Here is an 11,940-nt window from a genome sequence, read left to right as displayed (position 1 = left end):
ATCTCCCTCCTTGTGGGGGAGATGTCCGGCAGGACAGAGGGGGGCGCTGTCCCGCTAGCCTCTGGCAATCTTCTCGTCGCATATGTTCGAATTTACGACGGCCCACCCAATTTCGGCGGCGACAGCACATCCTCCGCCGAAATCGTCCGCGCCTCCGATGGCAGCATGATCGGGATGCCGTCGCGCACCGGATAGGCGAGCTTGGCGACCCGCGAGATCAGCTCGCCCCGCTCCGGATCCCAGGCCAGCGGCCCTTTGGTCAGCGGGCAGGCCAGGAGTTCCAGCAGTTTGGGGTCGACAGTGGTTTTCCTTCCGTCACGCCCATCCGCCATCGCGCTCTCCTCCAGCTTCACGCAGAAGATGTGTTGAGATCCGGGTCAGGCCGAGTCGAAAATGGAGGCTTGCGAGAACCGGAGCGGAGCGTACTTTCGTACGTGAGCACCGGAAGCGCAGCAAACCGCCATTTGCGGCCGGCATCACCCGGATATCGACGCATCTTACTGCAGGCTCGAACCAAAATCCTCATTCTCGCGCGCCAGCGCCATCTCCGTGATGGCGATCAGCGTTTCGGCGCGCGTCTTCAGGTCCGCTGCTTCGAGCAGCGCCTGCTTTTCGGCCGGCCCGTAGGGCGCCATCATCGACAGCGCGTTGACCAGCATGGCGTTCTCGGCGCGGCTGACGCTTTCCCAGTCCGCCTCCAGGTCATTGGCCTGCAGATAGGCGCGAAATGCTCTCAAAAGCGCGGGCCGGTCGATCTCGTCCGCCGCCTGGTCCTCATCGAGGTCGGCGAGGAAAGGCGCCGGCTTGGCCTGGCGAAACGGCGTCTTGACCGTCAGTTCGTGGGCGATGCGGAACCGGCACACGCCCTGCAGCGAAATCAGGTAGCGGCCGTCGCCGGTCTCGGAAAAGGCGATGATGCGCCCGGCGCAGCCGACATTGCAGAGCTCCGGCTCGCCATCGTCGCGCAGCGCGCCGTCGAGGCGGGGCTGGATAACGCCGATGAGTCGCGAACCGGCAACCGCCTCGTCCACCATCTGCAGGTAGCGCGGCTCGAAGATATTGAGCGGCATGCGGCCGCCCGGCAGCAGAAGCGCCCCCTCGAGCGGAAAGATCGGGATCGCTGACGGCAAATCCTTGGCGAGCCGGTAATGCGCGTTTCCCGCTTGCACCTCGTTCCTCCGATCGCTTCCACAAGGAAGCGCGTCAACTCTGCCTGGTTCCAGCCTGCCAAGTTCCAGCCTGACCTATCTGGCGCTTTGGCCTGATCTCGCAAGCCTGTGCGACAAAACAGCCGATAACCGGCTCAGGAGAACAGCAGCGACGACAATTTGCGCCGCGCGGCCAGCGTCGCCTCGTCGGTCATGCCCCAGGCCTCGAAGAACTGCAGCAATTGCGTCTTGGCGCCGTCTTCGTTCCACGCGCGGTCGGTCTTGATGATGGCGAGCAGATTGTCGGCCGCCGCCGTGCGCTCGCCCCTCGCGTTCTGGATCATGGCCAGATCGAAACGCGCCTGATGGTCGTTGGGATTGTCGGCCAGCCGGCGCTCGAACTCGGCCGGATTGCCAAGCGAACCGGCTTGCGCGGCCAGCGCGATCTTGGCGCGCACGGCGGCAAGCGCCGGCGCATCCTTCTTGGCCTCCGGTGCTGTCGCCAGCAGCGCTTCGGCGCCGTCCGTGTCGCCGGCCTCGAACAGCAGCTCGCCCAGCCCGGCGATCGCCTCGATCGTATCCGGCGCCTGCGCCAGCACGGCATCATAGATATCGGCGGCGGTCTGCATGTCGCCGGCGTCGCGCGCCTCGGTCGCCGCCGCCAGCGCCTCGGCCACGGCCTGCGCGCCATTGCCCTTGCCGCCGACCTTGGTGATGAATTCGGCGATCTGGCTCTCGGGGATGGCGCCCATGAAGCCGTCGACCGGCTGGCCATCCTTGAAGGCGATGACCGCCGGAATGGACTGGATGCCGAGCTGGCCGGCGATCGAGGGATGATCGTCGATGTTCATCTTGACCAGCTTGACCCTGCCGCCGGCGGCCCTGACCGCCTTTTCCAGCTGCGGGGTGAGCTGCTTGCAAGGCCCGCACCACGGCGCCCAGAAATCGACCAGCACCGGCTGGCGGCGCGATTCCTGGATGACGTCGGCGGCGAAGGCGGCGGTCGTGGTGTCCTTGATGACATCCCCAGCAGCAACAGGTCCGGCGGGCGCATCGCCAAGCGCGACTTTCGCGCGCGCGGGCTCGGTTCCGCCGTACTGGACCGAGGGCGAATACTGGCCGCCATTGCTGCCGAATGACCCGCCAAACGGATTGTTGTCGCTCATCTCGTCACCCTTTCGGTTGCGCCGCCGGCCCGCGGGTCGACGCAAAGTCTTCATTGGAAGTCGGTTTCGCCATCCATGTGGCGATCACGCCGAGACTTTCAAGATAGCAGCATCATGCCCGGTTGCCTCGACGAATCTGATCAGGTCGGCCGCCGCGATCGATGTCGTCGCTTCATTGGTCAGCGGATGCGCGTTGATGACGGCATGCTCCATCAAATCCTTGTCGAGCACCAGCTTGACCCTATTTTCCCTGTCGTTGATGACGCCAAACACGGTAACCGCGCCCGGCGCGACGCCGAGAAGCTCCATCAGCATCTCCGGTTTGCCGAACGAAACCCGGCCGGCGGCGCCGATCAGCTGGTGGATCTGCTTGAGATCGACGACGGCGTCCTCGCCGACGGTGACCAGGAAGAAATTGTCCTTCTTGTCCTTCAGGAACAGGTTTTTGGTGTGCCCGCCGGCGATTTCGCCGCGCAGCGCCTGCGAATCGGCGACCGTGTAGAGCGGCGGATGGCGTATCGTCGAAACAGCGATCCCGAGTTCGGCCAGGAATGCAAAAAGTTCGGCTTCGGTTTTCGGCATCGATCTTCTTCTTCGTCCGTTTGCTTGCCTTGCCGTTTACGGCCAATGAGGCGGCAGACACAAGACCATCGCGCAAGGCGACGGTGAAATCCGCGCCGAGCCGGCGGTTTGCCGGCATCACCCCGGAGCTTGTAAAAAGGCTCGCGATTCCCTGTTGCAATCGCCGCGCTCTTCAGCCATATAGGCCCGGCTTGCGGCCAAGACGCCGTGTGAGCGGGTGTAGCTCAGGGGTAGAGCACAACCTTGCCAAGGTTGGGGTCGAGCGTTCGAATCGCTTCACCCGCTCCAATTTCCTTCAGGGAATCAAGCATCTACGAAAAAGGGCCGGGCTATTGTCCGGCCTTTTCGTTTTATCCGGGCGGAAACCGGAAAAGCCCGGAAAAGCGAGCCTTTGGGCGGACCAAAGGCAGGGTGACCAGCAGCGGCCGGCATTTGCACGGATCAGCTCAAAATGTCACGCGAGCCACGATCTTCGCCGGCTTTGCCTGGGGAATTGCGGGCGCGATCGTCTCCGGAACCTGGAAAGCCCTCAAATTCCGTGCCTTGCTGGTCGATCCCGGTATGGCTGCCTCCGCGGCGGCGATGTCCTTCGCGCTGACCTGCAGGGACCTGCAAGCGCCTTTCTCATCCCAAAGGTTCCTGGCGACGACGCTTCCGACGGCAGCCGTTATGGCGTTTGGCGCCACGTCGTTGGGGGCCACCTGTCGAGCCTTGATCAGCGCCTTGATCGCTTCGCCGAGAATTGCGGCGGAATCGTCGAATTCTACGTCGCGAACCTGGTCGAACCGGTTCTCGCTGCTGCCGTCCACTATGCAATGATGGGCGATAAAGACCCAATCATGGATCATGTAGGCCGGCGCGTAGCCCCAAGGCGACAGCCCCTTGAAGACCTGCGCGATTTTCGGGATCGAACCGCCATCCGTGTACATGAGACCCGGCTGGATCGTGCTGCCCGGAGCAGACGGATCCGATCGATGGAAGATCAATGGATCTCGTGGGTCGGGCACGAACAGGAAATTTCCGTCGCCCGAACTGTTGCCCTCACCGACCCACATGACGAAAAGGCTTCCCGACAGGTGACCCGTGGTGAGTTTCTGATAGTCGATTGAACCGCACCCCGCCGCCATGGCGACGACCAGTCCCAACAGGCCCATGGCTGTCTTTTTCAGGGCACCGGCTTTGTCGATCCTCATGAAATCTCCCCCCTGCGCAAGTTTGACATGGAATGCCATTCTTGTCTCGGTCGAGCTTTCCACGAGGCCGCCTTGCGGCTGCTCCGCTCAGGATGATGAAGTTCGAGCAACCTGCTTGATTGTCCGCACCCGCAATGCTCCGTTGCCGCTTCAAGCACGCGGAGAAAGAACATGACCGGCTTTGTCGACCGCCAGCGCGCCGCGCATTTGATGCAACGGGCCGGCATCGCGGCGCTGGTGCTCTCAGCGCCCGAGGCGTTCCACTATGCGACCGGCGCCTGGATCGGCCCGGCGGGCTTGTTCCGGCGTGCCGGCGGCGGCTTCGTCGTCATCCCGGCCCGGCAGGACCTGCCGATCGGCGTCGTGGTCGCCGACTTCAACGCGGCGCAGCTGCGGACCGCGGCGCCCAAGGCGGTGATGCGCTCGCACCCCATCTGGATCGAATCCGCACCGGTCGAGACAGGATCTCAGAGCCTCCCGCTAGCCGAGCGCATCGAGGCCGGCCTCGCCTCGCTCGGCCGCGCGCCCGATTTCTCCCGTCCCGCCACCTTCGACCTCGCCGGCTCGGTGCGCCAGCTGCAGGCCTTGCTCGCCGAATTCGGACTGGCGCGCGCGACGCTGGGCGTCGACCTCGACTTTATCCCCGCCGCCGATTTCGCCGCCATCCAGGCGCTGCTGCCGGATTGCCCGATGGTCGACGGCTCGCCGGTGCTTGACAGGCTGCGGGCCATCAAATCGCAGCGCGAGATCGATCTCCTGCAGCAAGGCATTTTTCTCTCGGAAGCCGGGCTGGAGCGGCTGCAGGTGGATGCGATGGGCGGCATGCGCCAGGCCGATCTCGTCGCGCTCTACCGGCAAGGCGTCGCCGACGCGGCGGCCGGGCTGTCCCATACGGTGGCGACGGCGGAATATGTGACGCTGGGCGCCCGGGCCAAGGGCGCCGACCCCAAGGCAACGGCCGGCGATCCCTTGAAGTGCGACATGGTCTGCACGGTCGGGTTCTATGCCTCGGACATGTCGCGCAATTTCACTTTCGGGTCGCCTTCCGCCGACCAGGCGGAACTGCACGCCATCGCCGAGCGCGCCTTCGATGACGGGCTGACCGCGCTCGTGCCGGGAAACACGCTCGCCCATGTGCACCGCGTGACCACCGAAAGCCTGGCGCGGCAAGGGCTGCGCTCCTATCACCGCGGCCATTTCGGTCACAGCGTCGGTCAATCGGTCTTCTCCGAACAATGGCCGTTCATTGCCGCCGACAGCGATGTCGAGATCGAGGCCGGCATGGTGCTGGCCTTCGAAATCCCGCTCTATATAGACGGCCTCGCCAGCTTCAACCTGGAAGACCAGTTCCTGATCACGCCGGATGGGCCGAGGCCGATGAACCGGCTGCCGAGGCGGCTGGAGACGATTGGGTAGGCCGCCACTCTACGGCGCCCCCCTCTGCCCTGCCGGGCATCTCCCCCACGAGGGGGGAGATCGGCTGCCGTGACCGCTTTCGCCAATTTTCAACATTGCAAGAAGACGAGCCGGCGCCGAAACGTCCAATCTCCCCCCTTGAGGGGGAGATGTCCGGCAGGACAGAGGGGGGCGCCACGGAACTCGACGCCGATTGCCTAGCCAACTAACCACTCACTGCCGGCCGCCTCTCCCTCCACGGCATCGCCTGCTCCAACTGCGCCGACGCGGCCAGCACCGTCGCCTCGTCGCCATAGCGGCCGACCAGTTGCACGCCGATCGGCACGCCGCCTTTCGACCAGCCGAGCGGCAATGAGATCGCCGGCTGGCCGGAAATGTTGAAGGGGAAGGCAAACACTGCATCCGTCCATTTGGCGTTGTAGCGGTCGATATCGGTCTCCGACATATCGTAATAGCCGAACGGCCGTGGCAGTTGGGTCAGCGTCGGCGTGATGAAGAGATCGTAGGCGCCGAGATCGCCGACGATGTCGCGGCCGACCTGCCGGAGCTGCTCGACATCGCTGATGTGCCTGATGCCGCTGGTCGCACGGCCGCGCTCGATGATCGCCCAGGTCACCGGCTCGACGTCATCTGGCGTTACCGGCCGGCCGATCACCGTCTCATGGTAAGCGAAGGTCGCCGCCGTCTGCACGCAGGTCATGTTGGTGTAAGTCGCCCAGACGCCATTGGCGTCGAACGGCATGTCATGCTCCTCGACGTCGTGACCCAGCCCTTCAAGCATCGCGACGGTCGCCAGCACCGCCGCCTTCACCTCCGGGTCGATCGCCGTGCCGTTGGGCGGCGTCACGGAAAAGCCGATGCGCAGCTTCTTCGGCGCCCGCGCCGACAGGATGAGCCAGGAGCCGTCCGGGACCGGCGGCGTATAGGGGTCGCCCGGCAGCGCGCCGGATACCGCGTCGAGATAGGCTGCGGTGTCGCGCACGCTGCGCGAGCAGCACAGGAACTAGGCGCCGCCATACCAATAGTCGCCGAACGGCGCGAGGCTGACGCGGCCGCGCGACGGTTTCAAGCCGACGATGCCGCAGCAGGAGGCCGGAATGCGGATCGAACCGGCGCCGTCGCTGGCCTCGGCGATCGGCACCATGCGCGCGGCGATGGCCGCCGCCGCGCCACCGCTCGAGCCGCCGGGCGTGATGCCCTCCTTCCACGGGTTTTTCGTCGCGCCGTAGAGTTTCGGCTCCGTGGTGATCGACCAGCCGTTCTCCGGTGCGTTCGACTTGCCGACCAGCACCAGCCCCGCCGCCTTCATGCGGCGCACGACCTCGGTGTCGAAGTCGGCGACGATGTCTTTCAGGTAGAAGCAGGAATTGGTGTTCGGCGCGCCAGTCCAGGACGAGGCGAGTTCCTTGAGCAGGAACGGCACCCCGGCGAAAGGCGCCGATCTGTCGACCGTTTGCGCCTGCGCGCGGGCCATGTCGTAGAGGCGATGGATCACCGCGTTGAGCGCCGGGTTGAGCCGCTCGACCAGCGTGATCGCCGCCTCGACCAGCTCCGCCGGCGAGACCTGGCCGCCGCGCACCAGTCCCGTCAGATCGAGCGCATCGGACTCGGCATAGGTTTTCAGGAAGCTGTCGGTGACGGCGGCCATGTATTGCTCCTTTTATGTCGGATCTGAGTGACTCACCCTCACCCAGCCTCCGCTTCGCTCGGCTGACCTCTCCCCGAGGGGAGAGGAGGGAGACCGTCTCGCGCTGGCGCCTCCCTCTTCTCCCCCACGGGGGTCCGAAGGACGGGCGAGGCCGGTGACTCGCCCCGGCACAGGTGGCCGCGAAGCGGCCGGATGAGGGGGCTAGCGCGACGTCAGGCCAGCTCGACGGTGCGCCCCAGCGCGATGCTCTGTTCGGCGGCGAGCACGATGCGCAGGCTGTTGACCGCCGCATCCATTTGCTCGGTCAAATCGAGATCCTCGCGGATGGCGCGCAGGAAGAACGCCTGCTCGCGGTCGCACAGTTCCTGATGGCCGGGCTCGTCCTCCATGCTGACGATCTCGTCCGGTTTGGAGAAATTCTTGTCGGCGTCGAGGGAGGCATAGTGGATCTTCAGCGCATCGGTCTTGGTGTGGCGGTCGATGTCGGCCGAGTTCGACACTTCGGCGTCCTTGTCATTGCTCGCGGCTTGGCCAGCGACGATCGACACCGCGCCCTTGGGCCCGACCACATCCTTCACGAAATAGGCCGTCTCGCTCATCATCGGCCCCCAGCCGGCCTCGTACCAGCCGACCGAGCCGTCATCGAAGGTGACGTGCAGATGGCCGTAATTCTGCTTGTCGGCCTCGGCCCAGAGCTTGGCGCCGATGCCGTGCACGCGCACCGGCTTGGCGCCGGTGAGCTGGCACATGACGTCGACATAGTGCACGCCGCAATCGACGATCGGGATCAGCGAATCGATCAGGTTCTTGTGCCAGTGCCAGGCGGTGCCGCTGCTCTGCTGGTTGAGATTGAGGCGCATCACCAGCGGCTTGCCCAGCGTCTTGCCGACCTCGATGAACTTGATCCACGAGGGATGGACCCGCAGAATATAGCCGAGCACCAGCTTGCGGTTCTTCGCCCGTGCGGCGGCCACGACCTTTTCGGCGTCCTCGATGTTGGTGGCGAGCGGCTTTTCCATGAACACATGGCAATTGGCCGCGATCGCCTTCAGCGCATATTCGGCGTGCGTGTTTGGCCAGCTGTTGATCGACACGGCGTCCGGCCTGGTTTCCTTCAGCGCCAGGTCGAAATCCTCGTAAAGCGGATAGCCGGCTAATTCCGCCGGTATCTTCGTGTTGCTCTTGATCGACCGGCTCATGATGCCGACGATCTGAAAACCGTCCGAGCGGTGATAGGCGCTGGCGTGCGAGGCGCCCATATTGCCGAGACCCACCACCAGCACTTTTACCTTGTCGGCCATTTCAGCCTCCCAAATTCTTCATTGACCAATTCTTCATTGAATGTGCGCGGCGATCGGCTGCCGCTCGTATGTCTATCCGGGACAATCACCTCAGGTCAGCGCCACCGCCCTTGGCCCGCCTTGGCTCCCTTCCTCTCCCGCGTCGATCGGGGGAGAGGTGTCGAGCGAAGCTCGACGGAGTGGGGGTCGACCTTCGCCGCCCGTCTCAGGTCAGCGACTGCGCGTTTGGCGAACGCCTTCCCCCACTCAGTCGCCGCTGCGCGGCGCCACCTCTCCCCCTCCGGAGGGAGAGGAAAGGAGCCAAAGCGGGCCAAGGGCGGCGCTCACCTCGGTTGCAGCCCTCACTTCACCGCCGAATCGAACAGATGCGCCTTGATCTTCTCGACATCGAGCGCGGCAAAACCTTCCGAGAGCTTGACGCCGTCGGCATCGGCCTTGACCTTGGCCTTGTCGAAGTCGTTGGCCGCGGGAATGAGGTCGTTGCTGCAGACATCCTCGGCCTTCACCGGATTGGTGATCTGGCCGATCTTGTGGATCTCGTCGAAGAAGCCCTGCCAGCTCGCCATGTCGTGCGAACCCCAGCCGCCGCGCTTGTCCATGTCGCCGCGGAAGACGTTGATCTGCTGCAGGATCGAGGTGGTGCCGAGCCCCGGCCCGAGATTCTTGGCCAGTGTCGGGAATTGCTCGAACACCGCTTCGACGGCCGCGCGTGGATTTTGATAGCCAAACTCCAGGCCCATCGCCCAGCCGCGCAGATATTTTTCCAGGAACGCCTTCTTGTCCGGATCCTCGAGGTCGGCGGCGCGCACCACGAAGGTGTTGGCCGGCAGCTTGGAGTTCTTCACGCCGAGCCAGTATTCGAAGTCGAGGCCCTTGGCGATCCATTCGGCGCGCAGCCCCTCCCATGACAAGGCAGCGTCGCCCTGGCCACCGGCAAGCGCCGTGCCCCAGGTCGGCCAGCCGGCCTCGACATATTTGACCTTCTTGATGTCGACGCCTTGCGCGGCGAGCAGCGGATCGGTGATCGACTGCCAGGCGGCGGAGCCGAGCAGGATGGTCTTGCCTTCGAGCTTCTTCAAATCGTTCGACCCCTCGCCCTTGCGGAAGGCGATGCTGAACGTGTCGCGCGCACCCATGTGGAACACCGACTTCAGCTTCATGCCGTTCTGGATGGCGAAGGAGAACACGCCGGGCGACGGGAAGCCCATGTCGGCCTGGCCGACATCGACGAACTTCACCGTCGCGGTGCCATCCGACGGCCCCGGCTGCATGTCGGTCTCCAGCCCGTCGAAATAGCCGGCCTTCTTGGCCGCCCAGTAGGGGTAGTCGTCGAGCACTTCGAGCGTGCCGCGCGGCGATATCCAGGTGAATTTTCCATAGGCCTCGGCCCGCGCCTTGAAGCCGGTGGCGCCAAGCGCCGTCGCCGTCACCAGGCCGGCGCCGGTCACCTGCAGGAAAGTGCGGCGGCTCATTCCCGCCTGTTGGACGAAATCGTCTTTGGTCATGGCATTCCCCTTTTTGTTTGACGTCAGTCTGCCGCCCGCCTCCCGGGCGTCTTGCTTTAAACCCTCATGCCTCCCAGCTCGCCCATTTCTTGCCGATCAGGAAGAACAGCACGTAGATCAGGATGCCGAGCGTCGACAGGATCAGCACCACGGCGAAGAACTGCGGCATCTGGATCATCGACGAATAGGTGGTCAGCCGGTTGCCGAGGCCGAAGCCGCCGCCGACCATCTCGGCGCCGACGGCGGTGAGCAGGCCGAAGATGGCGCCGATCATCAGGCCGACCAGGATCATCGGCAGGGCCATCGGCGCGCGGATCTTCCAAAAGATCTGCAAGGTGCTGGCGCCATAGGAACGCGCCAGCGCGATCTTGGCGCTGTCGACGCGGCGAAAGCCGGTGGCGGCATTGATCATCACCATCGGCCCGGCGGCCAGCGCCACCGCGATGATGCGCGGCGTGTAGCCGAAGCCGAAGCGCAGGATGAGCAGCGGCACCAGCGCCAGCATCGGCGTGGTGACCAGCAGCAAAATGTAAGGCGCGACGATTTTTTCCGCGAACGGGAACTGGGTGATGACGGCGGCCAGCACCAGGCCGACGACGGCGCCGATGGCAAAGCCGGACACAAGCTCGACCAGCGTGTAGCCGAGATGCGGCGCGATCAGCGGGAACTCGTCGAACAGCGCATAGGCAATCGAGCTCGGCGGCGGCATGATGTAGAGCGGCACATGGAACAGCCGCAGCGCCAGTTCGATGCCGCCGATGATAATGACCGCGACAGCGAGGATTGCCGCCACTTCCTTGCCCGACTTGATGCCGGGACCGCTGGCGAAGGCCGACAAATTGGTCAGGCTGACATCGTGGCCGTCACCCGACTTGGTGCCCGACTTGGACTTGGAGAATTCCGGGATGGCGTCGCTCACGGCCTGATCCTCACGATCTCGGCGCTGGTGCGCTCCTGTTCCGGCGGCTTCGGCCTGGCGCGCTCGCCGACAATGTCCATCTTGATCCGGTTGGTGAGGTCGAAGACCTCCTTGGTCGCCATGATTTCCAGTGAGCGTGGCCGCGCGAACGGCACCCGGTATTCCCTGGCAACCCTGCCCGGCCGCGCGCTCAGCACCACCACCCGGTCGGAGAGGAAGATCGCTTCCTCGATGCTGTGGGTGATGAAGACGATGGTAGTCTTGGTGTCGAGCCAGATCTCCTCGACCAGCCGGTTCATCTCCTCGCGGGTAAAGCTGTCGAGCGCGCCGAACGGCTCGTCCATCAAAAGCACCGATGGCTTCAGCGCCAGCGCCCGCACGATCGCCGCGCGTTGCTGCATGCCGCCCGAAAGCTCGCGCGGGAACTTGCCGCCGAAGCCGTCGAGCCCGACCCGGTTGAGCAGATGCGCGATCCACGCCCGGTCAGGCTTCTCGCCCTTGATCTCGAAGGGAAAGCGGATGTTGGCGTCGAGATTGCGCCACGGCAGGAGGTTTGCTTCCTGGAAGACGATGCCGATGTCGGGATGCGGCCCGGTGATTTCTTTGCCGTCGAGCCGGATTTCGCCGCTGGTCAGGCTGTGCAGGCCCGACATCGACCACAAAAGCGTGGTCTTGCCGCAGCCGGACGGGCCGACGATCGAGACGATTTCATTGGCGCGGACATCGAGGCTGCAGCGGTCCAGCGCCAGCAGGTCGCCGGACGCCGTGTGATAGATCTTGGTCGCTGCCTGCACGCCAAGCTTCGGCGTTGTTATCTCGCCCGCGTTCATCCGCCCCTCGGAGACTGCGTGATGATCCCAATGGTCATCGGACTGCCGAAAATCAGTCTGTAACTATCCTACTTTGCTGTCAAGCACCGGCGGTGGCAACCGTATCATCAAAATTCCACCTAAAGGCTATGGAATTGTTTTTGCAATATTTTCTACGTCTTGAATTCCGTGTTGCTTTCCTACATACTTGTCGAGAGGAGCGCGAACATGCCTTTGCGGCACGCAACGGTTG

Annotated in this window: 10 protein-coding genes, 1 tRNA gene and 1 pseudogene; 2 read left to right on the top strand and 10 right to left on the bottom strand. The window is 64.3% G+C overall.

The annotated features are described in order from the left end of the window. Nucleotides 1–92: 92 nt before the first annotated feature. The 4 genes from AC0NIH_RS04415 to AC0NIH_RS04400 all read right to left on the bottom strand — a co-directional run bounded on the left by AC0NIH_RS04415 (nucleotide 93) and on the right by AC0NIH_RS04400 (nucleotide 2,896). Nucleotides 93–332, bottom strand: a complete 240-nt coding sequence (locus AC0NIH_RS04415; protein WP_023769037.1) for a Trm112 family protein — start codon at nucleotides 330–332, stop codon at nucleotides 93–95. Between the two features lie 165 nt (nucleotides 333–497). Further along, complete coding sequence (locus AC0NIH_RS04410; RefSeq protein ID WP_023769036.1) at nucleotides 498–1,169, bottom strand: LON peptidase substrate-binding domain-containing protein; 672 nt, start codon at nucleotides 1,167–1,169, stop codon at nucleotides 498–500. Between the two features lie 134 nt (nucleotides 1,170–1,303). Beyond that, nucleotides 1,304–2,314: a thioredoxin gene (gene trxA, locus AC0NIH_RS04405; protein WP_473460737.1), complete on the bottom strand. Its 1,011-nt coding sequence runs from the start codon at nucleotides 2,312–2,314 to the stop codon at nucleotides 1,304–1,306. An 84-nt stretch (nucleotides 2,315–2,398) separates the two neighbouring features. Continuing rightward, nucleotides 2,399–2,896, bottom strand: a complete 498-nt coding sequence (locus tag AC0NIH_RS04400; RefSeq protein ID WP_287271925.1) for a prolyl-tRNA synthetase associated domain-containing protein — start codon at nucleotides 2,894–2,896, stop codon at nucleotides 2,399–2,401. Nucleotides 2,897–3,109: 213 nt separating this feature from the next. Between AC0NIH_RS04400 and AC0NIH_RS04395 the strand changes: the two genes are divergently transcribed. Beyond that, nucleotides 3,110–3,184 (top strand) — tRNA-Gly (locus AC0NIH_RS04395). A 158-nt stretch (nucleotides 3,185–3,342) separates the two neighbouring features. Here AC0NIH_RS04395 and AC0NIH_RS04390 read toward each other — a convergent pair. Further along, a complete protein-coding gene (locus AC0NIH_RS04390) occupies nucleotides 3,343–4,089 on the bottom strand; it encodes a hypothetical protein (protein WP_473460734.1) in 747 nt (248 codons plus the stop codon). A gap of 171 nt (nucleotides 4,090–4,260) precedes the next feature. On the opposite strand from AC0NIH_RS04390, the gene AC0NIH_RS04385 reads away from it, so the two are divergent. Then, on the top strand, nucleotides 4,261–5,505 hold the full coding sequence (locus AC0NIH_RS04385) for a M24 family metallopeptidase (protein WP_473460732.1): 1,245 nt from the start codon (nucleotides 4,261–4,263) through the stop codon (nucleotides 5,503–5,505). 205 nt (nucleotides 5,506–5,710) lie between these two features. Here AC0NIH_RS04385 and AC0NIH_RS04380 read toward each other — a convergent pair. From AC0NIH_RS04380 to AC0NIH_RS04360, 5 genes and pseudogenes are all read right to left on the bottom strand, one after another. Next, nucleotides 5,711–7,153: pseudogene (locus AC0NIH_RS04380) on the bottom strand (amidase). Between the two features lie 212 nt (nucleotides 7,154–7,365). Further along, nucleotides 7,366–8,454 (bottom strand): Gfo/Idh/MocA family protein, encoded by a 1,089-nt coding sequence (locus AC0NIH_RS04375; RefSeq protein WP_473460730.1) that lies wholly within the window; start codon nucleotides 8,452–8,454, stop codon nucleotides 7,366–7,368. 341 nt (nucleotides 8,455–8,795) lie between these two features. Continuing rightward, nucleotides 8,796–9,959 (bottom strand): ABC transporter substrate-binding protein, encoded by a 1,164-nt coding sequence (locus AC0NIH_RS04370; RefSeq protein ID WP_473460728.1) that lies wholly within the window; start codon nucleotides 9,957–9,959, stop codon nucleotides 8,796–8,798. 64 nt (nucleotides 9,960–10,023) lie between these two features. Beyond that, nucleotides 10,024–10,878 (bottom strand): ABC transporter permease, encoded by an 855-nt coding sequence (locus AC0NIH_RS04365; RefSeq protein ID WP_224689567.1) that lies wholly within the window; start codon nucleotides 10,876–10,878, stop codon nucleotides 10,024–10,026. Continuing rightward, a complete protein-coding gene (locus AC0NIH_RS04360) occupies nucleotides 10,875–11,708 on the bottom strand; it encodes an ABC transporter ATP-binding protein (protein ID WP_473460726.1) in 834 nt (277 codons plus the stop codon). Before AC0NIH_RS04360 ends, AC0NIH_RS04365 begins: the two co-directional genes overlap by 4 nt. Nucleotides 11,709–11,940 lie beyond the last annotated feature (232 nt).

This window comes from Mesorhizobium sp. WSM1386 (genome assembly GCF_055901595.1).
Note: the sequence above shows the minus strand (reverse complement) of the source record. Positions and strands in the feature narration are given on the sequence as shown.

Bases quoted from the DNA above. Each gene is read 5' to 3' on its own strand.
- AC0NIH_RS04385 (WP_473460732.1), top strand. From the start codon at position 4,261: ATGACCGGCTTTGTCGACCGCCAGCGCGCCGCGCATTTGATGCAACGG.
- AC0NIH_RS04375 (WP_473460730.1), bottom strand. From the start codon at position 8,454: ATGGCCGACAAGGTAAAAGTGCTGGTGGTGGGTCTCGGCAATATGGGC.
- AC0NIH_RS04370 (WP_473460728.1), bottom strand. From the start codon at position 9,959: ATGACCAAAGACGATTTCGTCCAACAGGCGGGAATGAGCCGCCGCACT.
- trxA (WP_473460737.1), bottom strand. From the start codon at position 2,314: ATGAGCGACAACAATCCGTTTGGCGGGTCATTCGGCAGCAATGGCGGC.
- AC0NIH_RS04360 (WP_473460726.1), bottom strand. From the start codon at position 11,708: ATGAACGCGGGCGAGATAACAACGCCGAAGCTTGGCGTGCAGGCAGCG.
- AC0NIH_RS04390 (WP_473460734.1), bottom strand. From the start codon at position 4,089: ATGAGGATCGACAAAGCCGGTGCCCTGAAAAAGACAGCCATGGGCCTG.
- AC0NIH_RS04400 (WP_287271925.1), bottom strand. From the start codon at position 2,896: ATGCCGAAAACCGAAGCCGAACTTTTTGCATTCCTGGCCGAACTCGGG.
- AC0NIH_RS04415 (WP_023769037.1), bottom strand. From the start codon at position 332: ATGGCGGATGGGCGTGACGGAAGGAAAACCACTGTCGACCCCAAACTG.